22 protein-coding genes and 1 other RNA gene are annotated in these 23,314 nt (G+C 46.9%); 15 read left to right on the top strand and 8 right to left on the bottom strand.

From position 1 onward, the window contains the following. Positions 1-448: 448 nt before the first annotated feature. A complete protein-coding gene (locus tag QUB61_RS17535) occupies positions 449-2,101 on the bottom strand; it encodes an alpha-amylase family glycosyl hydrolase (RefSeq protein ID WP_333130548.1) in 1,653 nt (550 codons plus the stop codon). 485 nt (positions 2,102-2,586) lie between these two features. Then, the gene (locus QUB61_RS17530; protein ID WP_333130550.1) at positions 2,587-3,309 is read right to left on the bottom strand and encodes a response regulator transcription factor; all 723 of its coding nucleotides are present in this window, start codon (positions 3,307-3,309) and stop codon (positions 2,587-2,589) included. Positions 3,310-3,707: 398 nt separating this feature from the next. On the opposite strand from QUB61_RS17530, the gene QUB61_RS17525 reads away from it, so the two are divergent. After that, positions 3,708-5,594 carry an ATP-binding protein gene (locus QUB61_RS17525; RefSeq protein ID WP_333130552.1) on the top strand — a complete coding sequence of 629 codons (1,887 nt, stop codon included), beginning with the start codon at positions 3,708-3,710 and terminating at the stop codon, positions 5,592-5,594. 930 nt (positions 5,595-6,524) lie between these two features. Here the strand turns inward: QUB61_RS17525 and QUB61_RS17520 are convergent. Next, entirely contained in the window at positions 6,525-7,052 is a 528-nt protein-coding gene (locus QUB61_RS17520; RefSeq protein WP_333130554.1) for an orange carotenoid protein N-terminal domain-containing protein, read from the bottom strand. A gap of 297 nt (positions 7,053-7,349) precedes the next feature. Between QUB61_RS17520 and QUB61_RS17515 the strand changes: the two genes are divergently transcribed. Beyond that, positions 7,350-7,745, top strand: coding sequence for a hypothetical protein (locus QUB61_RS17515; protein ID WP_333130556.1), 396 nt, complete (start codon positions 7,350-7,352; stop codon positions 7,743-7,745). Between the two features lie 273 nt (positions 7,746-8,018). On the opposite strand, the gene QUB61_RS17510 is transcribed toward QUB61_RS17515, so the two are convergent. Both QUB61_RS17510 and QUB61_RS17505 read right to left on the bottom strand, forming a co-directional pair. Beyond that, a complete protein-coding gene (locus QUB61_RS17510; RefSeq protein ID WP_333130635.1) occupies positions 8,019-9,218 on the bottom strand; it encodes a glycerate kinase in 1,200 nt (399 codons plus the stop codon). A 96-nt stretch (positions 9,219-9,314) separates the two neighbouring features. Beyond that, positions 9,315-9,647, bottom strand: a complete 333-nt coding sequence (locus tag QUB61_RS17505; RefSeq protein WP_333130558.1) for a DUF565 domain-containing protein — start codon at positions 9,645-9,647, stop codon at positions 9,315-9,317. A 361-nt stretch (positions 9,648-10,008) separates the two neighbouring features. Here QUB61_RS17505 and QUB61_RS17500 point away from each other — a divergent pair, with 361 nt between their 5' ends. The 8 genes from QUB61_RS17500 (at position 10,009) to QUB61_RS17465 (ending at position 16,877) form a co-directional block, all read left to right on the top strand. Beyond that, positions 10,009-10,587: a hypothetical protein gene (locus tag QUB61_RS17500; protein ID WP_333130561.1), complete on the top strand. Its 579-nt coding sequence runs from the start codon at positions 10,009-10,011 to the stop codon at positions 10,585-10,587. Between the two features lie 476 nt (positions 10,588-11,063). Then, complete coding sequence (locus QUB61_RS17495) at positions 11,064-13,001, top strand: glycosyltransferase family 39 protein (RefSeq protein ID WP_333130563.1); 1,938 nt, start codon at positions 11,064-11,066, stop codon at positions 12,999-13,001. Positions 13,002-13,044: 43 nt separating this feature from the next. After that, positions 13,045-13,572: a GNAT family N-acetyltransferase gene (locus QUB61_RS17490; RefSeq protein WP_333130565.1), complete on the top strand. Its 528-nt coding sequence runs from the start codon at positions 13,045-13,047 to the stop codon at positions 13,570-13,572. Positions 13,573-13,709: 137 nt separating this feature from the next. Beyond that, positions 13,710-13,979: a hypothetical protein gene (locus tag QUB61_RS17485; protein WP_333130568.1), complete on the top strand. Its 270-nt coding sequence runs from the start codon at positions 13,710-13,712 to the stop codon at positions 13,977-13,979. Positions 13,980-14,299: 320 nt separating this feature from the next. Beyond that, complete coding sequence (locus QUB61_RS17480; RefSeq protein ID WP_333130570.1) at positions 14,300-14,518, top strand: hypothetical protein; 219 nt, start codon at positions 14,300-14,302, stop codon at positions 14,516-14,518. Next, a complete protein-coding gene (locus QUB61_RS17475; protein ID WP_333130572.1) occupies positions 14,515-14,784 on the top strand; it encodes a ParE family toxin-like protein in 270 nt (89 codons plus the stop codon). Before QUB61_RS17480 ends, QUB61_RS17475 begins: the two co-directional genes overlap by 4 nt. Before the next feature lie 55 nt (positions 14,785-14,839). Then, on the top strand, positions 14,840-15,079 hold the full coding sequence (locus QUB61_RS17470; RefSeq protein WP_333130574.1) for a type II toxin-antitoxin system Phd/YefM family antitoxin: 240 nt from the start codon (positions 14,840-14,842) through the stop codon (positions 15,077-15,079). A 61-nt stretch (positions 15,080-15,140) separates the two neighbouring features. Continuing rightward, on the top strand, positions 15,141-16,877 hold the full coding sequence (locus tag QUB61_RS17465; RefSeq protein ID WP_333130577.1) for a protein kinase domain-containing protein: 1,737 nt from the start codon (positions 15,141-15,143) through the stop codon (positions 16,875-16,877). On the opposite strand, the gene QUB61_RS17460 is transcribed toward QUB61_RS17465, so the two are convergent. Beyond that, the gene (locus tag QUB61_RS17460; RefSeq protein ID WP_333130579.1) at positions 16,874-17,101 is read right to left on the bottom strand and encodes a hypothetical protein; all 228 of its coding nucleotides are present in this window, start codon (positions 17,099-17,101) and stop codon (positions 16,874-16,876) included. The genes QUB61_RS17465 and QUB61_RS17460 overlap by 4 nt on opposite strands. Before the next feature lie 234 nt (positions 17,102-17,335). Here QUB61_RS17460 and ssrA point away from each other — a divergent pair. From ssrA to nuoK, 5 genes are all read left to right on the top strand, one after another. Then, positions 17,336-17,726: a transfer-messenger RNA gene (gene ssrA / locus QUB61_RS17455) on the top strand. Between the two features lie 361 nt (positions 17,727-18,087). Next, on the top strand, positions 18,088-19,206 hold the full coding sequence (nuoH, locus tag QUB61_RS17450; protein ID WP_333130581.1) for an NADH-quinone oxidoreductase subunit NuoH: 1,119 nt from the start codon (positions 18,088-18,090) through the stop codon (positions 19,204-19,206). Positions 19,207-19,309: 103 nt separating this feature from the next. Beyond that, positions 19,310-19,870: an NAD(P)H-quinone oxidoreductase subunit I gene (gene ndhI, locus QUB61_RS17445; RefSeq protein WP_333130583.1), complete on the top strand. Its 561-nt coding sequence runs from the start codon at positions 19,310-19,312 to the stop codon at positions 19,868-19,870. 205 nt (positions 19,871-20,075) lie between these two features. After that, positions 20,076-20,702 (top strand): NADH-quinone oxidoreductase subunit J, encoded by a 627-nt coding sequence (locus QUB61_RS17440; protein WP_333130585.1) that lies wholly within the window; start codon positions 20,076-20,078, stop codon positions 20,700-20,702. Between the two features lie 78 nt (positions 20,703-20,780). Then, complete coding sequence (gene nuoK, locus QUB61_RS17435; protein WP_333130637.1) at positions 20,781-21,086, top strand: NADH-quinone oxidoreductase subunit NuoK; 306 nt, start codon at positions 20,781-20,783, stop codon at positions 21,084-21,086. A gap of 112 nt (positions 21,087-21,198) precedes the next feature. Here nuoK and folB read toward each other — a convergent pair whose 3' ends face one another. Both folB and QUB61_RS17425 read right to left on the bottom strand, forming a co-directional pair. Then, positions 21,199-21,555, bottom strand: coding sequence for a dihydroneopterin aldolase (folB, locus tag QUB61_RS17430; protein WP_333130587.1), 357 nt, complete (start codon positions 21,553-21,555; stop codon positions 21,199-21,201). Positions 21,556-21,710: 155 nt separating this feature from the next. Further along, the gene (locus QUB61_RS17425; RefSeq protein ID WP_333130589.1) at positions 21,711-23,078 is read right to left on the bottom strand and encodes a serine/threonine-protein kinase; all 1,368 of its coding nucleotides are present in this window, start codon (positions 23,076-23,078) and stop codon (positions 21,711-21,713) included. Positions 23,079-23,314 lie beyond the last annotated feature (236 nt).

Below are 23,314 nucleotides of genomic sequence, written 5' to 3'. Positions count from 1 at the left end.
TTAGTCATTAGTCATTAGTCATTAGTCATTAGTCATTAGTCATTAGTCATTAGTCATTAGTCATTAGTCAACAGTCATTAGTCATTAGTCATTAGTCAACAGTCAACAGTCAACAGTCAACAGTTAACAGTCAACAGTTAACAGTCAACAGTTAACAGTCAACAATGATTCCGGTTGCACCGGAATCGATATGAGGACATCCGTTCTCGGAGTTTAGGCGAATTAAGAAAAAACTAAAGTCCTTACTACAAACATTGTTTTTTGGGTTGGTAGTGAGGACTGAAGTCCTCATATTTTTGAATGGCGAATCAGTGCTTTCGAGGTCTGATATCAACTCCGGCTGCGCCGGAATGATAAAGTCAAGGTCAATAATTCCACATTCCCCGACTCCCGACTCCCGACTCCCGACTCCCCATCATTCCGGTGTAACCGGAATCGATATGACAGCTTACTGCCAAACAAACACTTTTGCTTCGTATTCCGGCAAGTCAATCATAATATTGTTATCGCCAGATTCAATATCATAATTCCCCGTCCATTCGTGCCAAGTTCCGTTTTCCGGGAAGTTGGGAACGCTGTAACCAGCTAGATAATTTTCCGACCAATTCACCACTACTACAACTCTCGAACCTTCATCGTTCCAGCGAGTGTAAGCAAAAACTTTCGAGTCGGGGTCTTCGTGGAAAAACTCGATGTTTTCTGTGTAAAGTGCTTGGTTATTTTTGCGCAGGTGAATCAAGCCTTTGTAGTATTCCCACAAACCTTTATTCATATCATTTCCTAGCAGCGTCCAGTCAATTTTAGCTTGCTCAATTGTTTTGGGTTTGTATTCGCCAAATTCTTCGCCCATCCAAATCAGCGGCACGCCAACTGCTGTCATTAACACCACCGTTCCCAACTTCGCTCGCTTGAATGCTGCTTCATCCAAAATCCCGCACGATCCCAATTCGGCAAAAAGGCGATCGTGGTCGTGATTGGTGAGATAATTCACTACATTCGTAGCGCCCAAGTAACCTTGCCGCTTGCAGTCAATCACATCTTTGAGTTGTTCTAAATCAAAAAAGTCGCCGCACAGTTGTGGAATTATGCAGTGATAGAAACTGTCGTGCCAGCAGCCGTCCATCGGCCCGTCTAGATTCGTGATGCTGGGATCGTCGGGAATGAATTCGGCAACGGTGTAAAACGGTTTGGGGCCAGCGGCATTTTTGGCTTCTTGAACGATCCAGTGCAGGAAATCGTAGTTGGCAATTTGTCGCGCCGCGTCGAAACGAATGCCGTCGAGATGATATTCTTGAATCCAGAAGCGGACGGTATCGCCAGCAAATTTGCGTGCGGGGAAAGTTTCTAACTTTTCGTCGTAGAATTCGTAGTTAAATTCCGGACCCCAATTGTTGTCTGGATCGCGGGGTTCGTGGTGATACCAATAATCGTGATCGATTTGAGTGAGGGGGCTGGATGATTCCGAGTGGTTGTAAATCCCGTCCATGATGACGCGAATGCCGCGCCCGTGACACTCGTCTATCAGGTTTTTGAGTTCTTCTGAGGTTCCGTAGCTGGACTCGGCAGCGAAGAAGTAGCGGGGGTTGTAGCCCCAACTGTAGTCGCCTGGGTATTCTTTGACGGGCATGAGTTCGATCGCGTTGATGCCGAGTTCGACTAGGTAATCGAGTTTTTCGACGACGTGCTTGTACTGGCCGCGGGCCAGCGGGTCTGCTTCGCCACCGGAAAAGTCGGCAACGTGCATTTCATAAATCACTAATTCTCGATCGGCAGGCAGCGGTTTGTCGTCGTGCTGCCACACGTAGGTATCGATAATGCGATCGCCGTCTTTGATCCGAACAATGCCGTTTTGAGTGGGATTGTCGATGTCAGTCGCGTAGGGATCGACTATATCTATCCACTGATCGGCTTCTACAAACCAGCTTTTCGACTGAACGCGGAATTTGTATTGATAAACGCCATCCTCCAACTCAACTCGCGTGCGAAAATAACCTTCTTGGTCTTTTTCCATCGGGATTTCTTCCCAATTAGAAAAAGAGCCAATCAAGGCAGCTCCTTTGTTGTAGGGAGCAAATAACTTGAATTCAATTGGAGCGGCCATAATACCTCTTTCTAGGATATTCCAGTAGCAGTTGATACTTCTAATCTCGCAAATTTAAGCGAACTCAGGCATCACTCTGCGGATATAATTTCTTTAACGCTTAACTATTCCTAAAAGAATGAGTATCTGGCCCGGGCCGCTGCATTTTATGAAGTGAAATGGCGCCCTATCGGCAGTGCGATCGGAATTTATCTAACTTGTTATTGCTCAACCATAACTATTCGTAACATGACAACTATTTGGCATCTATCTTAAGGTCGATCTACTTCTAAAAAGATTATTTATAATATCTGCACTGCGATAGATGCAAGCTTAAACTATAGCCTTTTTTTACATAAAACAATTCGCCTGCGGGCGATCCCCGCGTACCGTAGATGAGCAGCAACAATTAGTCAGCCGGCGATCTCTGCACACCCTACACGAGCGGCGGTAAGGTGCGCAGCGCGCACCCTAATTTTAACTTGATTTTGCCCGATGATAAGGCTTCATCCAACCAAGCCAGAACGCAGGGCGAGAACGGCCGCTTGAGTGCGGTCATCAGCGCACAGCTTGTTGAGAATATTGCGGACGTGAGTCTTGACTGTACCGACAGTAATGTAGAGCTTTTCGGCGATTGCAGCATTGCTGTAACCCTGCACGATCAGTTCCAAAACCTCTAATTCCCGCTCGGTTAAAGGGTAAGTCTCAATGATGTGACTGAACTCGGGTTCGGCAGCCTTAATTGTGACTCTTTTGCCCTCAGCCTTCGGTTCTTCCGGTGCCGACTCTTTAGTGCGAGCTTGTTTGAGGACGATGCGGGCGATCGCGGGATCGATCCAAGAGTTACCTTCGTGAGTTACTTTTACGACATCCAACAACTGATCGAAGCTGATATCTTTCATGCAGTAAGAGTCAGCTCCGGCGGCAAAAGCTGCCAGAACTTCTTCTTCATTGTCCTGAAAAGTCAAAATCAAAATTTTCGTATCCGGATCGGACTCCGGTACCACCGATTTTTTGAACTTTTGTGTCAGTTCAATGCCGTCAAAATCCGGCAAGCCAATGTCTACAATTGCCACGTCAGGTTTTGAAGACTGAAGCAGTTTCAATCCCTCTGTAGCGTTAGCGGCATCGCCGACAACTTCTATGGTGTCACGCTGTTGTAAAGCTGTGCGGATGCCGACTCTTGTCAGGTCGTGGTCTTCTATCAAAGCAACGCGAATTTTACTCATCTTTTTTCCAATAGTCCAGTAAACTTTAAAAATATCGTCAATTGACTCAGCCTAACTGAGTAAATTTGAGAAGGTGTCCTGATTTAGGGTTTGACAGGCCGCACATCATTTTTAAGCATACTCATGCAGCCGCCAAGAGTGCAAGTTAATTTTCAAGTTATTTTGCGGCATCGCCTGCACGAGCCCTGCTCGGGACAGGTAAGCTGTCAATGTTTTAACAGTTTAACTGAATTATCCCATTGTCCGCCCCTTGATAGAGGTAAAGATACCACTACCCAGATAGATTTAAAGTATAAAAAATTTTGATGCACTTGGGCAGTCAAAATCAATAAAGCTAGCAGCATGAGTCTTTAGCCGTTGTTAGGGCTCAAGTTCGATGCTTATTGATAAAACTTGTTATGAGTCACTATCAGGGCAATAACTCTTTTCGCTGGGAGTTTTCCGGCGCGGAAATATTACACAAAGTATGTGAAATAACATCCCCCCTACAGCAAGTTGGCGACCGCGAAACTCAGGACGATCGCCTGTTGGACGCAATTTCTGACATAGTTTGGAAAGCAAATGCCGACGGCTGGGCGACTTATTTATGTAAGCGCTGGGAGGAGTACACGGGGGTAGCAGCAACAGCAGCTTTGGGTTTCGGCTATCTGGCGCCGGTCCACCCAGAAGACCGCGCTCGTCTTTTGGCGCATAGCTTGTGGGGCCCAAGGCCATGGCGCACTTGTGAGTTTCCGCCGGAAAGTTACGAAATTCTATTTCGTCTGCAGACGCGAGAGGGCACTTACCGCTGGCACCTGGCCGGAGGAGCGCCCGCTAACCCCGACAGTCACGAAGTTTTGGAGTGGGTGGGAACCTACATAGATATGGACACGATCAAACAAACTCAAACCTCGCCCCAAGCAGAACCAGAATTTTGGCGCCATCAAGCCTGCTCGGAAGCTAACTTGAGAGCAGAAAATTTGTGCGAAGCCCGGACGGTAATGCACGCTGGGCAGGATTTGGAGGCGATCGAGCGATTTATAAATGTGTTGAGCCAGCGCGCGGATAACTTGTGCGAGGTGTTGCAAGCGATCGCGGACGCGACTGTGGAGGCGATCGCAGGAGCTGAATTTTGCCTGGTTGCGATCCCGGAGAGCGATAGCAGCGGCCTGAAACTCACCGCTATCGGGGGCGCGCAAAACTTTGCTGCGGGCAAAACCCCGCACGTGCAAAACAAGCTGCTGTGGAAAGCCTTTGCGACGGGAGAGTCTGTACTGTGGCGGTCGGAGTCCGGCGACCCGCTGCCGGCGGCGGCCTGTGCAGCGGCGATCGAGTCGGGGGAAAGCGGGCGTTTGGGCGTGTTGGCGATCGGCAACCGGAAAGACAGCACTGCTATTGACGCGGAAACTCAGCAACTGCTGGCGGTGATAGGGAAACAAGCTGCGATCGCGATTAACAGGGCGCGGGCGATCGAAAAATTAAAAAAGCAGGAACAGCTTTTAGAGTTGCAAAACGAGCTGCTAATTCGCCAGCAGGAAGAACTGGAAAATCAGGGCCGGCGCCTTCAACAGCAAAAATTGCAACTGCTAGAAGCAGCAAAGTTAAAATCGCAATTTTTGGACACCATGTCCCACGAATTGCTAACTCCCATGAATGGGATTATCGGCTTTTCCCAATTGCTGCTGCGCCAGCACAAACAACTGCTGACCGGCCAGCAAACAGAGATGGTGGGGCGCATTTTACGTAACGGCAAAAACCTGCTAGTGCTGATTAAGGATATCCTCGACCTCTCCAAAATCGAGAACGGCCGCACAGAATTAGAAACTGAAGAATTTGATTTAGCGAATTTAGTAATGGATGTCGCCCTGGAATTCGGAAATCAAGCCACTGACAAGAATGTGGCAATGTTTGTCAGCGTTTGCTTGCAGAATCAGCTTATAGTTAATGACAAGTTGCGCCTGCGGCAAGTTTTGGTCAATCTCATTTCCAACGCGGTTAAATTCACGCATCGGGGCAGCATTTCCATTGAGGCGCGGGAATTAAATGGCGATCGGCTAATTATCACCGTTCAGGATACAGGAATCGGCATCTGTGCAACCGAACTGCACCACATTTTCGACAAATTCCATCAAGCCGACCAAAGCATAACCCGCCAATATCCAGGCACCGGTTTAGGACTAGCGATTAGTGCCTCTTTAGTCAAAATGATGAACGGCACAATTACGGTCGAAAGTCAACCCAAAAAAGGTTCGACATTTCGGATAGAATTCCCGCGAAAAATTAACCCTGAAAAACTCCAGTCCTGACTGCAAACATTTTTTATAAAATTTATGAAAAATAGGGATATATAGCCTTTCTCAGTAACATGAGGTGCTCTCGCGGGCATAGGGCATAGGCCTGGTGTGGGCATAGGACTCGCCCCCATACCTCACCACGCTTGAGAACCGCTATATATAGATTCTAGGCGAGCTTCTTTAGGGAAACGGCAAGCCTTAAGTCCAGCCCAGGGTTCTGCGACTTTTAATAATTAGTATAAAATTGATGATTCGAGCAAGACTTTTTTAAACTGGTATTATATCCATTCCGGTTGCACCGAAATCATTGTTGACTGTTGACTGTTGACTGTTGACTGTTGACCGAAAGCATCCAGGATACAAGCCCCCGGATTCATTCCGAAAGCAGACTCAGGACCCAGAAATAAAAAACCTGTATCCGATGAAACTTGCCCCCCAAATTTATCCGTGGGGTCAATGCTTCAATTCTTTAATCTAAAATCTAAAATCTAAAATCTAAAATCGATTGACTGTGGACTGTAGAAGGAGGGGTCAAAAAAATGAAAATTGCGCGAATTATTTGTTGGCCGCTTGATTCGACTTTACGCCCGACTTCGGAGCGCGGATTTGATATCATTCCGGTCTGACTGCCGGAATTGATATTATATTTACAGCCGATTGCTGACCTCAAGAGTCATGTAATTGCTGCGAGCGATAGCGGTTGCTTTGCTATAGATGGCAATGACATACTATAGCCATGCAAATAAAAAAAGCAAGTATTAAAACCGGATTTAGTATACAAACCTGCGGACATAATGAGGTTTATTTATGTCCGCTAATTATAGAAAATCGGGTTTTAATGCCTCCTTTATTCTGCCGTCTGCGGAGGACGTTCGGCGGAGCGAGGGTCGAGCCGCAGGCTGCGTTTGAGTCTATGCAGCGGTTTGAACCGCCGAGTCTTATCTAAAGACTAGAAGTTTTCCCTACTTCGTCCTGAGTAGCAATTGGTTTAACATCGGTGTAGCCCATATTATTAGCTACGTCGCGCAGCACCGAAATTTGCTGTTCAAACTCAAGACCTTCAATTTGACCCAACACACCATTGACAGCCTCAGTTGCCTTATATCCTTCGGGGATATCGACAATTTTTTTTCCCATATCAATAGCCCAAGCATACCAAACCAGCAACTGATTGTTAGCAGTTAAAGCTCCGTAAGCGTGAGAATACGGCGTGTCGTCGCGGTTGACAATACCTCGCATTATATTCAGTTGTTCGTCATGGGAAAGCTTGTAAAAATCATCGAGCAGCATGGGAGCTAATTCTGGGTCGGCGGCGGCGGGAGCGGCTGGTGTAATTGAATCTCCCATTTTTTCATAAACAAAGTAGAGCAGCGCCAGTTTTTCATCTGTACCCAACCCGTTGATTGTCTGAAGGATGTTTTGAGTATCGTTGGAGAGAGAGTGAGGATTGGTGGCGGCGGGTGAGTTCATAAATTAAATTCCTTAAAAATGCTTCCAGAATATACAAATATCAAGATTTGTAAGTGCAAGTCACCATCCCCGAGAGGTAATACGATTTGAGATTGGAGATTGGAGATTTGAGATTAAACAATAGGGAATGGCTGAATATGTATAGGTTTGGAGCTTGCCTAAAGTTGCATTATTTTCGGAAACTGGTGTAATGTTGAGCCGCCACCCTAGAATAAATCATCCTTAAGATAGAAGCCAAAGATACATCTGCGGGTAGATGAAAAAGCCTGGAATTTAACTAATGATTGAGAAAGTGAATTGTTAAATAAAACTAGCAAGGAGTCGGCTATGTCGGAAATAAATACAGAACCAAAAGACACTCAAAGCTTTGACGCGGATCAGATCGCTGAAAGCGCGGAAGCTGGAGAACAAAAGTTGCCGACCGTTGATGTATCAGCAGACTACGAAGCTTCAAAAGAATTCAGCGTTAGTGATATCGATCGCACGGGTGCCGGCGCCGAAGCTGCCGCCGCTGCAACTGCACCTAAATTTCCTATTCCCGCTCCTACAGAGACCGCAAAGCCGGCAGATACAAGCGGCAATCCCGATGATTTTCGTTCGATGGCTCAGGATCTTAACCCCGCAGGTACGCCGGGCGAAGTTACCGACGATTTGGTCCAGAGAGCGATCGATCTTGGTACTCCCGGCAGTTAATTTAGAAATTCTCCATCCTCGATGCAAAACCTCTGTATTGTAGGGTGCTTGTGGCGAACCTTACCCCTATAATTCGCGCGTCAAACGAGTTTTTGCATAAGCCTTGAATTCTCAATTGAATGCACGATAAGCTGCAATACGGTAGGGACACAACAATGTTGTGTCCTTAAAGGCTGCAATACAGAGGGACATAACAATGTTGTGTCCTTAAAGGCTGCAATACGGTAGGGACACAACAATGTTGTGTCCTTAAAGTGTTAAATTTAACTGTCCCTAATCGCTTAATTTTAAGTCGATCGCCCGACAAATTTTGCCGACAGTGCGATCGCTCATAATTTCAATTACTAAATCCACCCCATCGCCCTCCACCATCGACTTAATGAATAACTCGGGATGCAGCGCTTTCCAGAAATATTCGACAAACCGATTAATTTCGGCCTCTGACATTCCCGACTTCCCCGCGGCCATCATTTCCTGTTCCGCCTGATTGCGCCAGACTTGAGAAATGCGATAATCTTGGGGATACAAAACCATCAACCGATCTAATCGGTTCCACAGCGGCAGATAGTCGTGCAGCTTCGCATTCATATCGCGCGCAAACCGACAGTCGCCCTCTGTGGAAATCGGAAACGGTACACCCGCCAAAAACTCGTTCAATTTGGCATCAACCACGGGATTCACGCCGACAAACCAACCTTCAAAAAGTACAATATCCGCACCGGAAATAATTTCGGGTTGACTTCTATCTCCTGCACCTCCGCAGGCTGATTTGTCAAACCTGGGAATTTCTATATTTTTAATTATCTCCGGTTTTAGGACATCAGATTTTGGATTGTCAACTGCTGCTAATTCGAGAGTTTGAGAACGGCGCAACTTGTCTAAAACTGCGATTCCCAAGTCAATATCGTGAGTGCCGGGGGGGCCGCGCCAAATTAAACGCGGGTCTGCTTTTTGGAGTTGTTGGCGATCGGCATAAGTCTTGTAAAGATCGTCTAAAGAAAGGCTGACAGTAGAATATCCCAATTTTCCCAGAATCAGCCTCAAAACTTGGCATAAAGTAGTTTTTCCCGTCCCTTGCCCTCCTAAAATTCCTTGAATTAAAGGACGGTTTAAAGTTTGTTTTTCAGTCGATAATTGCATTGCCAGCGGCAGCCAAAGATTCCACAAAGTTTCGAGAAAAACAGTTGATTTGAGCGAGAAAGTAGGCAGTTCGTCAAGAATAGAAAAGAATAAATCGGTTTTGCAGCGGACAACATCGGCTGCATTGTCGGAAGTAATGCCAAAAGCGCGCGATCGCATATCATCGGCAAGTTCCCAAAAAGCCAGGCGATCGAGGTCGCGAGCGATCGTCTTCGAGGGCTTTCTTTCGGATCGCAACGCTTTCGCTAACGGGCGATCCTCTTCGAGGGCAACGCTTACGCCCGCTTGCCACCGGTGTAAAATCTCAACAGGGGTTACAGTCGATCGAGCCATATCATAAAAACTCTCTAGGCGGGGGCTGGTTTTGTACAAATACTATCCGCAACTGACAAATATTTCATCCTAAACCCGCGCCGATGCAAAAAGTTTTTAAGAGCCTAGTTTGAAAGCCTCCACAAATAAATTGTAAGTCAGGCCAATTTTCAGAGCATTGAGCATCTCCACCCACAAAGAACCCACTGCAGGCCGCGCGCCGCCGTAAACCAGCCAGTTCACGAGTTCCGTCAACAACACCAACAGCCCGGCGGCGATAATATCCCAATCAGCAGATTGTCCGGCGATCGTCGAAATAGCTGTTCCCAAAAAAGTGCCGAATAGCAGACTAATTAGCAAAAGCGAAATCCGCCGCCAAGGATTGCTCAGCCAGCCTCGGAATCGCTCGCCCAGAACATCAATCAATCTGTTAATTCGGGTATTCTGCATAAAAGTTATACAATTTGAGATTCGAGATTTGAGATTTGAGATTGGGAATGACTGATGACTGTTGGGGTTTGGATCATCTGCCTATAGTTGCATTCTTTTTTTAAACGGGTATTAAAAGTTATACCGATGAGTCAAAAAATGCCGCTCCAGACAAACTCCAAATCCTTACCGGGTTCAGTATGTAGCAATCTAAAATCTAAAATTTAACATCTAAAATGGTATTGAACGATCGCCGACTTATCGCCGAGAACGGTCAAGTAATTAAGTGTAACTGTATCTTGTGGCACACCAGCCCCGGGTTCTACATTAAAAATAGTTAAGACTAATTGGGCGTGCAGTCTATCCTTTAAGCGTAAAATTTATGAAACTTAAAATTTACCAGCTCGTAATTGGAGTGTCGATCGTCCTAATTACAGGAATGTTTCTAGGACGTTTTGAAATCACTATCTCTAACGGTTCAAATCTGCCGAGCGATTTGCCCTCCCCAGCCACCGCACTCCCCCCAATACCCCCCGTTTCCCCAGTCGCGACAGCTTCGGCAGACACCGCCAACGAGCCCAACCCCGACTCAATACCAACCCCCCCAGAGTCAGAGGAGGAATTGCTTTCCTCAATCCCTGCAAATACTAAAGCCACCGGCAGTCTGCGCGTCAGCAACCGCAGCGAACACCCAGTGCGAGTGGCCCTGCTGTCGAAACGGCAAGCCGAGAAATCCTACGGCAAACCCGCACACTGGGATTTTGCGCCGGGGGAAGGCGGCGGCAAGGGACTGATGCTATCGCTGCCGGAGGGCAAGTTACAAGTCCAACAGGGAGACATTTTGGTTGTTTTTGCTCAGGATGGTTCTCGCCGCTACTGGGGGCCTTACGTGGCCGGGGAGACAGCCTCGCCCGCTTGGAACAGCACAGCCAGAGAATGGCAATTAATTTTGCAGCCTTGAATCCTTAGCTGCAGGTGCCGAGATTTGGGTAGAGAAACCCGGTCGATCCGGTCTTGTTGAGAATGGTGCCGTTATGGGAGGTTAAACTCACATAGCGGCACCATTATAAAGAACAGGCAAGATGCCTGTTCCACAAAGAGTGAATTTTCTTGTGGGGATTAAAGAACAGGCAAGATGCCTGTTCCACAAAGAGTTGGGCAGGAGAGCCCGCCCATGAAATGCTTGTTGAGAAGGGTGCAAGATCTCAGTTGAACCGGATTCGATCGAAATAAAGAACAGGCAAGATGCCTGTTCCACAAAGAGTGAATTTTCTTGTGGGGTGGGCAGGAGAGCCCGCCCATAAAAGCCTTGTTGAGAAGGGTGCAAGATCTCAGTTGAACCGGATTCGATCGAATTGGGAGTTTCGAGAATGCGAATCTTTCGGTAGACTCTCTATGCGAGCTAAAATTTAAAATCTAAAATCGCAGGAAGTTTGCGTGAAGGAAGTTATTAAAAATTTGTCAGAGTTTAGGAATCGCCCGTTAGCGTTAGCGAAGCGATCCGAAGGAAAGCCCTCGAAGAGGATCGCGCCAAAGCTGCTGTCGCTGTTGTGGCTGTGCGCGATCGCCTGGGTAGGTTTCTTGTGGAATCTCGGCAACATCGGTTTAGTTGACGAAACCGAACCGCTGTTTGCCGAAGCCGCCCGTCAAATGACGGTGACAGGGGATTGGATCACTCCTTATTTCAACGGCGAAACGAGGTTTGACAAGCCGCCGTTGATTTACTGGCTGATGGCGGTGGCTTACCGCACTCTCGGCGTTAACGAATTGGCCGTGCGTCTTCCGTCGGCTTTGTGCGCTATCGGTCTGACTTGCCTCGGATTTTATACCCTATCGAAATCGAAGGAAGAAGGAAGAAGGAAGAAGGAAGAAGGAAGACAGAATGAGGAAGAAGCAAAATTCCCCCCCTCGGACACTCCCCCCCTCGGACACTTCCCCAATCTCCCAATCTTTTTTTCTACTCCTTGGATTGGTGCGGCCCTAATAGCTTTAAATCCCCAAACTATTGCCTGGGGACGGACTGGCGTTTCAGATATGCTATTAGTCGGCTGTATGTGTTCGGCACTACTCGCCTTTTTCCTCGGTTACACTCTAGAAGAACAGAGAGAACAAGCAGAATTTTCTACTGTTTCCGCTTCCCGATTTCCCAATAAGTGGTATCTGACTTTTTACGTACTAATTGCCTTAGCAATTCTGGCTAAGGGGCCTGTGGGAATTGTTGTGCCAGCGCTGATTGTTGGCTGCTTCGGGCTTTATTTGGGAAATTTTCGGCAACTTTGGCGCGAAATGCGTCCGGTGTCTGGAATCTTGATTATTCTGGCGATCGCCCTGCCGTGGTACATTTTCGTTATTTTAGCCAACGGTCAAACTTATATTGACAGTTTTTTCGGCTATCACAATTTCCAGCGTTTTACTGGGGTAGTCAACAAGCACTCGGCGCCTTGGTATTTTTACTTTTTTGTAGTGCTAGTTGGTTTTGCACCTTGGTCGATTTATTTGCCGGTGGCGATCGCCCGCACCCGTTTTTGGCAGCGCAGTTACTGGCGCCGTCAACCGCGATCGGCTCAGTTGAGTTTATTTGCCCTATTTTGGTTCGGCTGCATCTTTGGCTTTTTTACGATCGCCGTTACCAAATTGCCGAGTTATGTATTGCCTTTAATCCCCGCCGCTGCGATTTTGGTAACGCTGCTGTGGAGCGATATTATTGCAGGCAACGAACCAAAAAACAGGCAGGCAAAGTTAGAAAAAAAAACGAATTCTTTACCGCGAGGGCTGTTAGTTACATACATTTTTAATGTGATATTTTTATTAATTGTAGCCGGAGCAACTTTCTACAGCTACAACTGGCTGGGAGATGACCCGGCAATGCCCAATTTTCCCCAAGCAATTCAGGAGTCGGGATTGCTGATTGTCGGCGGTGCGATTTGGATAACTACAGCGGTGGCGATCGCACTTTTACTCTGGAAGCGGCAACAGCGCTGGATTTTGGTTGCTAACCTGATCGGGTTAGTAGCATTTATCATCTTTGGTCTTACTCCCGCCTACAAAGTGGTCGATATCAACCGCCAGTTACCTCTGAGAGAGTTAGCGCAGGTTGCGGTTCAACAAAAACTGCCGGGGGAAGAGTTGATGATGGTTGGCTTCTGGAAACCCAGTCTGGTTTTTTATACCCAAGGGCCGGTGACTTACTACCGAGCTGTCCAAAAGGCGATCGACTACATTAAGGAATCTAAAAACCCAACTTCTCCCTCTATTTTGGTGCTGGGATATCCAGAGAAATTTGTGCAATTAGGATTGCAGCCAAATCAATATCAATTGGTGGACAGTCGGGGGGCTTACCAACTCGCCAGGGTCCCGAGAACAGCGTTTCGATAGTGTCTCTAGTGTTATTTCATAATTGGTTAAACAAGGTAGAAAAATGATTAAAACTAACAATCTTCAACTACTTGCCATCGAAAGGATTCACGTAGAAGCTTTATTGCGCAATAAAAGCGAGCTTGCAGCAATTTTAAATGTCGTAGTCCCTAATAGCTGGCCTCATTTCCCGGAAGCATTTTCCCTCCCTGCTGACGAATCTTGCGAATCCAATCCGCCTCCAACTGAGTGGGGCAACTACTTCTTTATTCATCCAAAAAATGAAGTGCTGGTCGGCAACGGAGGTTTCAAAGGCTCACCTGATGAGTCGGGGACTATAGAGATAGGTTATGAAATTGCTTCCGAATATTGGAATCGCGGATTTGCAACTGAGGTGGCACAGGGAATGATCGATTATGCTTTCGCTCACGAGGAGGTTAAAGCAGTCATCGCCCACACTTTAGCTGAAAAAAATGCCTCGAATAGGGTGTTGCAAAAAGTGGGAATGAAGTTCATTGCAGAGGTGGACGATCCTGAAGAAGGCAAGATATGGCGGTGGCAAATAAGCAGGGATGAATATCATCCGACTTGAACTGTAACGCCGTTTGGCTGTTTAAGTCACTGGTTTTGGCGGTAATTTGAAGGTTCTCGCTTGGAGCATTAAATCTGCCAGATTGAATAAAAGCTATAATCTAGTCACTACCTAAAACCCGAAGCTGGGAGCATACAATGGTTTCAATTCTCAACAAACTCTCCTCGTTAATCCATGAAATTTGCCTTGAAAAAGTCGATCGGTGGAAGTTGTTCAAATTTAGTGAATCTCGGCAACAGCGTATGGAAAATTTGTTAGAGAAGAAGAAGGCAGACAAACTAATGGCAGAAGAGGCAGCGGAACTAGACGCCATTGGGGAATTAGATCGCATCTTTACCCACATCAATGCAATGATGGCGGCTCAAGATGTCAATCAGCGATCCTACGAGATAGAAGGTTGTCGATAGAATATTTATTACAAAAAAAAAATAGCTTTAATCATACTTAGTTAGAGTAGTCTTTTGTGAATGTAAGCTTGTATGGCGATAATGGGAATTAGCAAAATAATTTGATAGAGAACACTCTGACTGAATAGTGGAATTCCTGCATTTGCGAGATATAGAGAGGTATTTAAGTGCATGAAAAAGCTAGTCTAAAACAGAGAAGTTGTTCTCCCCTAGTTATTAATGATGATAATTAGCCTGCCATTTGTTCGACCTACCCTCAACTTGCCTGAAACAATGGATAATGGATAGGATGCCATTTTAATTGTAAAAGTGTGGTAGCCATGACTGAGTTACTGGAACGTGCGATCGCCAAGTTGAAAACATTGTCTGCCAGCGAGCAAGATGCCCTCGCTTCAATGATTCTGGAAGAACTTGAAGACGAGAGGCGCTGGGATCAAGCATTCTCCCGTTCCCCAGATGCTCTTGCTAAACTCGCAGCGACCGCAATGGCTGAGTATCATGCAGGCAAAACCCAAGAACTCGATCCAGAAACATTGTGAAGTCAAGCACTACAACCGAGTTCCGTAGATTATTTGCTGATTTACCCGAACAAGTTCAACAGCAGACTCGCGGGGCGTATCGCCAGTTCAAGGAAGACCCAAGTCATCCAAGCCTGCGTTTCAAGAAGGTGCATCCAGACTTACCAATCTACTCAGCCCGAATTACCAAAAACTATCGAGCAATTGGTCAGTTGGATGGAGACACTGTAATCTGGTTTTGGGTTGGTTCACACGCAGAGTACGACAAGTTTCTGGGGCAGTTGTAGCAGTGTCTACAGCCAGCCAATATCACTTAGAAAAGCGTATTTAGAAAAGTGGAAGATGATGATTCCAATCAATGAAGCCCAAAAGCAGTTACAGCAGTTGATCGATGCGGTGAGTCAGTCGCATCAACCTATTGCGATCGCAGGACAGACTAGCAATGCAGTGTTATTATCAGAATCTGACTGGGCATCTGTGCAGGAGACACTGTATCTTCTCTCAGTGCCGGGGATGCGGGAATCGATTCGGGAAGGACTGGCAACGCCGATCGAGGATTGCGATCGCCCTTTGGAGTGGTGAGGAGTGCCGACCATACGTGCCATAATCAGCCATATTATCTGGTACGCGATCGCCTGAATATATGGATGCGCTAATCGGCAAAACTTTACAGGGTGGAAAGTACACCCTCGAACAAGAATTGGGAAGAGGCGGCTTTGGAATAACTTTCAGGGCAAATCACCGCTATTTAGGACAGCCTGTAGTCATAAAAACCCTCAACGAATCTCTGCGGCAGCAACCTAATTTTGCTGAGTTCGATCGCAAATTTCAAGACGAAGCGAGGCGCTTGGCTTCCTGCGTCCATCCGAATATTGTCCGCGTCAGCGATTTCTTTGTCGAAGACGGGCAGCCTTACATGGTGATGGACTACATAGCCGGTCAGAATTTGGGCGATGTAGTCGGTTCAAATAATCCGCTGCCAGAAAATCTCGCAATTCTCTACATCACTCAAATTGGGGCTGCTTTAAAAGTAGTTCATCAAAAGGGTTTGCTGCACCGAGATGTCAAGCCACAAAACATTATTTTGCGCCAAGGTACTCACGAAGTCGTGCTGATTGATTTTGGCATAGCCCGCGAGTTTACTCCTGGTGCAACCCAAAGTCACACTAATATGGTGTCCGACGGCTACGCGCCCCCAGAACAGTATTTTGCCCAAGGAAAATATACGCCCGCAACAGATGTTTACGGTCTGGCGGCGACGCTTTACACTTTACTGACAGCACAGGTGCCGGTGGCTGCAATTTTGCGCACCAGCCAGCCGATGCCTTCACCCCGCGACTTGCAGCCTCAGCTAAGTGCGGCTGTCAGTTCTGCGGTGATGCGGGGGATGACGGTAGAAGCTCAAAATCGCCCTGCTAGCGTCGATGAGTGGCTGTCGCTGCTGCACGGGCAGCCTCATGGTGCAGCGTCGCCGAGCACTCTTGCGACGGTGGCGGTGATTCCGGGACACGGGCCTCAGTCGCCTGCAGGTTCCAGAACAGCGCCTGCTGTGGTGCCTTCTGGGTCCGGCAACCGCAAGGTTTGGTCGATTTTGGGGCTCGCGGCGATCGCACTTATTGTGGCAGGTTTGGTCGGTATTGCTAGGGTTTTCCTCAACCGGCCGTCTTCGGAACCCGCACCGGTGGCCCAGGACGATCGCACTTCGGCCCCTGCAGATCCAGAGGCGCGATCGAGCCCCGCACCAATTCCCGCGCCCACACCAACGCCTTTCTCGCCGACTCGCAGAGAAACTCCGCCGCCTGCTGCTGAAACTCCAACCGCAACACCGGCCCCAACCCCAACACCAGCCCCAACGGGGGCGGACACGGGGGCACCGCCCCTAGAACAGCCGACGGAAAAACTTGTTGACAAAGAGTTGCCGCCCGATCGATCGCCCGCACCCAGCGAACAACCGGGAACCAATTATCAGAAGACTCCCACAATCCCTGGGTATGCCGTTGGTACGGCGGAAAGTCAGATTATATCCGAATTGGGAGAACCCACTGACGCTCAAGCCCGGGGCTATTGGCCAAATACTCGGACCGCACTTTACGAAATATTGCCAAATCGGATTACTCTCGGCTACATTTACGATCGCGATTCGGGCCAGCTAGTACAAACAGAGGGTTCTTTTGCCCCGTCGGTGGACGATTTGGTAGTGCGAACCGCGTTAAACGGAATGGTGGGCGGCGCCAGCCGGGAGATTTTGCAAGGCTTGGGCGACGTGCAGCAGCGCCGAACTAATCAGTTTACGTTTAAGAAGGGTTCGCTCGAAGGTACGATCGAACGCAACGAGCGCGATCGGATTTACATCGGCGTCTGGGACGACAACTTGCATTAATTAGGAATTAGGCACGGGTGGTCAGAAACCGGGTTTTTTTGCCAGATACTTTCGTTACAGCCCGCATTAACCGCAAAAAACCCGGTTTCTTTAATCCCCAATCCCCAATCCAAAATCCAAAATCTCAAATCTAAAATCGCTTGACGATCGAACGCAACGAGCGCGATCGGATTTACATCGGCGTCTGGGACGACAACTTGCATTAAACTTCGCAGCGCTGACATTTTTGACCACCGTCAATAAACCTTTCAAGGGTGGGCTAGGAGGGCCCACCCCCAAAAAAACTTGAACTCTTGTGGAACAGGCATCTTGCCTGTTCAAGAAAATGCTGCAAGATGTAAATATTCTTGACTCAGCTTTGTGCCAAAATCCAAAATCCAAAATCCAAAATCCAAAATCCAAAATCCAAAATCGCTTGACGCAACACAAAATATTGTCTATGATTAAAGAACACACGAGGGGCTGTAATGGTTTCGACAGGGTGGCGAAAGCTGCTCCGTGATGCAGGTCGAGAGTGAGTCTCCTCTCGCTAATACCGGCTCAAACAAAAAAGTAAATGCGAACAACATCGTTCCTTTCGCTCGCAAAGCCGTCGCTGTAGCCTAAAAACTTCTTAAGCCCGGTTTAGAGTGTATGCCACCTAACTCCGTTAACGGTAGCATAACAACCCCCAACGGATGCCCTAGCTAAACGTTTCTAGTCGGCTAGCTAGGAAAGCAATCACTAGAAAATCCCCCCATTTGGGATAAAGATGGTTCCCGCCCTGAGGATTAGAAGGGATAAACCTGTGAACGATCGGAAGGTAAATACCCGCTTTGGACGGCAGTTCGATTCTGCCCAGTTCCATAAAAAAAGTGACGTAAAATCAATGGTTTAAGCCATTTGAAAGTTACTTTAAAGCATTAAAAGGGCCCAGAGTTAACTCTGGGCCCTTTTGTTTGGCATTCCAGGTTCATTCAATCTCAAATCTCAAATCTCAAATCGACTCAGCTTGTTGCCAGACTAAAAATACATAAGTGGCAAACCCATTAGCTAACCTGGGCTCTGGCATAAAATAATTTCACCTTGTCTGTACGTTCTTAGAGCCTGTCGGGCGATATACTATTAGGCGGTAAAGCCTTAAAATTCTTTACAAAAACCCCGATTTCCAAGCCTACTCCTACGAAGGACGGGTGAAAAATTATATGCTGAGCGCTCAAAAGCTGGAAAAATGAACCCAGGAATTGACTTACAAGGAAGTTTCGTAGAAGCCCTAATCAATTGGGGCTTGCCGGCGGAGATCGCCAAAGTGCTTTGGCTACCGCTGCCAATGGTGCTGATGATTGTCGGTGCTGTATTCGGGGTACTTACTAGTGTCTGGCTAGAGCGGAAAATTTCCGCCGCCGCTCAACAGCGGGTAGGCCCGGAATTTATCGGCCCTCTGGGAACACTAGCACCCGTTGCCGACGGTCTGAAGTTGGTATTCAAAGAAGACATTGTACCGGCAAAAGCTGACGCGCTGCTGTTCACGCTGGGCCCGGTAATTGTGGTGATTCCAGTTTTTCTCTCCTACTTAATCGTGCCCTTCGGAGAGCATATGCTGATCGCCGATATCGGGACAGCGATATTTCTGTGGATTGCTCTTTCTAGCATTCAGCCGATCGGCTTGCTGATGTCCGGCTATGCTTCAAACAACAAATACGCCCTCCTCGGCGGACTCAGAGCAGCCGCTCAATCCCTCAGCTACGAAATTCCCCTAGCTTTGGCAGTATTGGCAGTTGTGATGATGTCCAACAGCCTCAGTACGATCGACATCGTACACCAGCAAGCCGGCTACGGCATTCTCGGCTGGAATATCTGGCGGCAACCCGCAGGTTTCCTGATTTTCTGGATCGCAGCACTAGCAGAATGCGAACGGTTGCCCTTTGACCTCCCCGAAGCAGAAGAAGAATTGGTAGCAGGATATCAGACTGAGTACTCGGGCATGAAATTTGCTTTGTACTACATCGCTTCCTACGTTAACCTCGTCCTTTCTTGCCTGCTAGTAGCAGTTTTGTACCTCGGCGGCTGGGAAAGTCCGATTCCGGTCGGAGTCATCACAAATGCCCTGGGATTGAGCGAGACGACTCCTTGGTTGCAGGTAATTACCGGCACGCTGGGCATTACGATGACCATGCTGAAAGCCTACTTTTTCCTGTTTCTGGCAGTTCTGCTCCGCTGGACTCTGCCGCGAGTTCGGATCGACCAATTGCTAGATTTGGGATGGAAGTTTTTGCTGCCTGTTGCTTTAGTTAATTTGCTATTGACCGCAGCTTTGAAGCTTGCCTTTCCTTTTGCTTTTGGCGGTTAATTCATAATAGGTAAATGGCAACAGGTAAAAAAAAATAGCTGTTAACCAATTACCTATTATCAATTAGCAATTACCAAAAACTCAAGTACAGAGAGAGAACACCATGCTAAAATTCCTCAATCAAGTAGGCGAATACGCCAAAGAAAGTTTTCAAGCTGCTAAGTATATCGGTCAAGGTCTAGCTGTTACTTTTGACCACATGAGACGCCGCCCGATTACGGTACAGTATCCTTACGAAAAATTAATTCCTTCCGAACGTTTTCGGGGCAGAATTCACTTTGAATTTGACAAGTGCATCTCCTGCGAAGTTTGCGTTCGGGTATGTCCGATCAACTTACCTGTAGTGGATTGGGAATTTAACAAAGACAGTAAGAAGAAACAACTCAAGCACTACAGTATCGATTTCGGTGTTTGTATCTTCTGCGGCAACTGCGTAGAATATTGTCCGACTAATTGTTTGTCCATGACAGAAGAGTACGAGTTAGCCACCTACGAGCGCCACGAATTGAATTTTGACAACGTGGCCCTCGGACGTTTGCCCTACAAGGTTACAGATGACCCGATGGTGACACCGCTGCGAGAATTCGCTTATTTGCCGAAAGGTCCGATCGACCCTCATGATGTTCCCAGCAGCGATCGGCGCGCAGGTCTCCCTTCAGAGTAAATTATCGAAAAATAGGTAATGGGGCATGGGGCATAGGGCATGGGGCATGGGGCATAGTTAGTAGTTAGTGGTTAATGGTTAATGATTACTTGTTAGTAGTTTTTCTAATAACAAATAACAAATTTCCAATGCCCAATGCCCAATCCCCAATGCCCAATGCCCAATCCCCAATCCCCAATGCCCAATTAACAGAGGATTAAAAATTGTGAATCTAGCCGAAGGGGTTCAAATTGTTTCGTTTGGCATACTGTCCGTAATGATGATTGCAGGAGCATTAGGAGTAGTGCTGTTCTCCAACATCGTTTACTCAGCTTTTTTGCTGTGCGGCGTATTTACCAGCATTGCCGGCTTGTACCTGTTGCTGAATGCCGACTTTGTAGCAGCAGCGCAGGTATTGATTTATGTTGGCGCTGTTAACGTCTTGATTTTGTTTGCGATTATGTTGGTTAACAAGCGCGAAGATTTCCGCACTATTCCCAACGCTTGGGTGCGTCAAGTAGCCACAGCAGTGGTTTGTGCTGGTTTATTTGCGCTTTTGGGTACGATGGTGGTGTCTACTCCTTGGGCTATTGTGGCTACGACAGGAGCACCTGCAGAAAGTTCGATCGTGACCATCGCCAAACATTTCTTCACTGACTTTTTGCTACCTTTCGAGTTAGCATCAGTGTTTTTGTTGATGGCAATGGTAGGAGCAATTGTGCTAGCACGCCGCGATTTCTTGCCCGATCAATTGTCGTCGAACAAGCTATCTGAAACACCAGCTTTTAGTTTGCAAGAAAGGCCTCGCGAATTAGTTTCTGCCGGAGATGTTTCTTCGCCGGAATCTAAGTAACATTAGGGTGCGCGCTGCGCACCTATCTGTCTGTTTGGTAGTAATATTGATTGAGAGAAAATCGCAAAATTTATGCAACTGCAACTCCAGTATTTTCTGTTATTAGCCGCTGCACTTTTCTGCATTGGTGTTTATGGTTTGATTACTAGCCGAAATGCAGTGCGGGTGTTAATGTCGATCGAGTTGATGCTGAATGCTGTCAATCTCAATTTGATGGGTTTCTCCAATTATCTCGACCCCGTACAGATTAAAGGTCAAGTATTTACGGTGTTTGTAGTTACCGTAGCTGCTGCTGAGGCTGCCGTAGGTTTGGCAATTGTTTTGGCGATTTATCGCAACCGCAATACAGTAGACATGGAAGAGTTTAATTTGCTGAAGTGGTAATTAGTCAATAGTCATCAGTCATCAGTCATCAGTCATCAGTCATCAGTCATTAGTGACAAACTAATGCAGATTAAGGGCTGATGACTAAGGACTAAGGACTAAGGACTAAGGACTAAGGACTTCTAGTAATTTCTAGAGTAATTCTGCCACCGAAATCAGGGATGGGGGCAGCAGGTTTCGAGAGTTGTAGTTTAACTTTCTCGACTAAGGGTAGTTGTAAAAGCGCTTGAGCAATAGTATCTGCTAGGCGTTCGATTAATAAAAACTTCGAGTCTTTGACTAGCTTTTGAATCAGAGTAATTGCGCTGCGGTAATCAAGAGTATGTTGAATATCATCACTTTTTCCTGCTTGCGATAAATCCAGCCAGAGAGTAACATCCACTTCAAACCACTGGCCCAAAACTTGCTCTTCCGGCAGATAGCCCGTATATCCGTAGCAGCGAATTCCTGTAAGTTGAATAGAATCCATTTTGTAATAAACTAAAAGTGCGTTGCCTATACCAATTTGTATTAAACCAGATAAAGTTATCTTTCTCTTCCCTCTCTTTTTGTGATCCCTTGTCCACTTCCCTCTGCGCCCTCTGCGCCCTCTGCGGTTAAATCAGTCTTATTCTATCTTAAATTTCACAACTGTCCTCCTTTCTCCAACTTGTCGAGTAAATCCTCAGCAACTGCATACCATTTCCGCCTAATTTCAGCATCTTCTGACTTTTCTGTCAAGATACGACCTTGGAATTCTGGATATTTATTGTAATATAATTCATCAACTTTTTGATAGAAGATATCTTGATTAATATTGAGATTTTTGCGCCGTTTACCAATCTTTTCTTGACGAATTATTTCAGCTTGCTCTAAGGATGTATCGGGAGGTTGCTGGCGCGAAGAAAATTTAGGTAAATCCGGCAACTTGGGCAACGTGAAACCAGATTTGACTACACTAAAAGCTAACATTCCCGGCAACAAAACCACGCTTAAACTCCCTAGGGTTTTCCAAGGTATTAACTTGAAAATGTTGTTGTTTTTAACAATTTGAGGGTTTTGGTTAACAGGAGTATGATTGCTGGTAGCAGTTTGAGTGGTGTTTTTGAAAGGGCGGCCGACAAAGTTCATTGTCACCATTTGGGAAATTATACTGCTAATTTGAGATAGTTTTGGATCTTTGAGTGCTTCGCGGACTGCTTTTGCAGATTGGTAGCGATCGCCCGATTGTTCTGCTAACATCCGATCCAATACTGTGGCTAAATTTGGGCTGACACTGAGGTGCGATCGCCAATTCCAAGTTTTGCCGTTAATATCGTACAATTTTTGAGGCTTTTTGCCCGTTAGCAAGACTAAAGCCGTGACTGCTAAAGCATATAAATCGCTAGCCGGAGATACTTTACCCTGCAGCATTTGTTCCGCGGGCGAATAACCCTGTTTGCCGATCGCCGTATCCGATTGTCGGTTAAACTGATGTACGGCATTGGCTGCGATTTGTTTGACTGAACCGAAATCAATTAAAAATGGTAGTTTGTCAGCATCATGCTGAATAATATTATCCGGGGAAATATCGCGGTGAATTAAATTTTTTGAGTGGATGTATTCTAAAACTGGTAAAAGCTGAAATAGCAGTTGAGTAACTTCGGCTTCGGTAAAATTTTTACCTTGTTGCTGACGCGATATCAGTATTTCTTCGTAGGTTTGACCCTTGATATAATCTTGCACTAAAAATAAAGATTGATTGCCGCCGATATCGGTTCGCAGGAGTTCTCGAAAGCGGGGGATTTGCGGGTGTTGGAGGCTGTAAAGCATACTCGATTCGCGATCGAACAATTCGGCAGCTTTCGGGCTGTGAACAACCGGAGAAAACTCTTTGAGCACGCAATGTTCGTTGTAGCGGTTGATGTCTTCGGCGAGGTAAGTGCGGCCGAAGCCACCGCGGCCTAATTCGCTGAGGATGCGGTAGCGTTTTTCGAGAGTTGAACCGGGGGCGAGGAGGGAGGAGTTAGACATAAACAACGGAAAATTGTTCGAGTTGGGGAGTCGCCGAGCACAGTATAGCTTATTGTAGCTAAGTTTGTTTGAATGCGAGGGCGATCGCTTTTTTTGGGATGGATTAAGGAGAATGGACACTTTGCTTAAGATTCAGTATCTACAGGATATCGTAGGGGCGGGTTTTACCAACCATCTATGTTAGAAACCAAAAATATAATAAACCCGCCCCCACCCAACGACAAATCCAAATCTAC

Origin of the sequence: Microcoleus sp. C2D2 (assembly GCF_036702495.1) — a bacterium.
Classification (GTDB): domain Bacteria; phylum Cyanobacteriota; class Cyanobacteriia; order Cyanobacteriales; family Microcoleaceae; genus Microcoleus.
This window is presented reverse-complemented; position numbering and strand designations above follow the sequence as displayed.

Excerpts from the sequence above, each read along its gene's own strand:
- QUB61_RS17425 (WP_333130589.1), bottom strand. The coding sequence starts at position 23,078 with ATGTCTAACTCCTCCCTCCTCGCCCCCGGTTCAACTCTCGAAAAACGC.
- QUB61_RS17525 (WP_333130552.1), top strand. The coding sequence starts at position 3,708 with ATGAGTCACTATCAGGGCAATAACTCTTTTCGCTGGGAGTTTTCCGGC.
- QUB61_RS17530 (WP_333130550.1), bottom strand. The coding sequence starts at position 3,309 with ATGAGTAAAATTCGCGTTGCTTTGATAGAAGACCACGACCTGACAAGA.
- QUB61_RS17485 (WP_333130568.1), top strand. The coding sequence starts at position 13,710 with ATGGTTTCAATTCTCAACAAACTCTCCTCGTTAATCCATGAAATTTGC.
- QUB61_RS17460 (WP_333130579.1), bottom strand. The coding sequence starts at position 17,101 with ATGTCAGCGCTGCGAAGTTTAATGCAAGTTGTCGTCCCAGACGCCGAT.
- QUB61_RS17470 (WP_333130574.1), top strand. The coding sequence starts at position 14,840 with ATGATGATTCCAATCAATGAAGCCCAAAAGCAGTTACAGCAGTTGATC.
- folB (WP_333130587.1), bottom strand. The coding sequence starts at position 21,555 with ATGGATTCTATTCAACTTACAGGAATTCGCTGCTACGGATATACGGGC.
- nuoH (WP_333130581.1), top strand. The coding sequence starts at position 18,088 with ATGAACCCAGGAATTGACTTACAAGGAAGTTTCGTAGAAGCCCTAATC.
- QUB61_RS17505 (WP_333130558.1), bottom strand. The coding sequence starts at position 9,647 with ATGCAGAATACCCGAATTAACAGATTGATTGATGTTCTGGGCGAGCGA.
- ndhI (WP_333130583.1), top strand. The coding sequence starts at position 19,310 with ATGCTAAAATTCCTCAATCAAGTAGGCGAATACGCCAAAGAAAGTTTT.
- QUB61_RS17480 (WP_333130570.1), top strand. The coding sequence starts at position 14,300 with ATGACTGAGTTACTGGAACGTGCGATCGCCAAGTTGAAAACATTGTCT.
- QUB61_RS17465 (WP_333130577.1), top strand. The coding sequence starts at position 15,141 with ATGGATGCGCTAATCGGCAAAACTTTACAGGGTGGAAAGTACACCCTC.
- QUB61_RS17500 (WP_333130561.1), top strand. The coding sequence starts at position 10,009 with ATGAAACTTAAAATTTACCAGCTCGTAATTGGAGTGTCGATCGTCCTA.
- QUB61_RS17520 (WP_333130554.1), bottom strand. The coding sequence starts at position 7,052 with ATGAACTCACCCGCCGCCACCAATCCTCACTCTCTCTCCAACGATACT.
- QUB61_RS17510 (WP_333130635.1), bottom strand. The coding sequence starts at position 9,218 with ATGGCTCGATCGACTGTAACCCCTGTTGAGATTTTACACCGGTGGCAA.
- QUB61_RS17535 (WP_333130548.1), bottom strand. The coding sequence starts at position 2,101 with ATGGCCGCTCCAATTGAATTCAAGTTATTTGCTCCCTACAACAAAGGA.
- QUB61_RS17490 (WP_333130565.1), top strand. The coding sequence starts at position 13,045 with ATGATTAAAACTAACAATCTTCAACTACTTGCCATCGAAAGGATTCAC.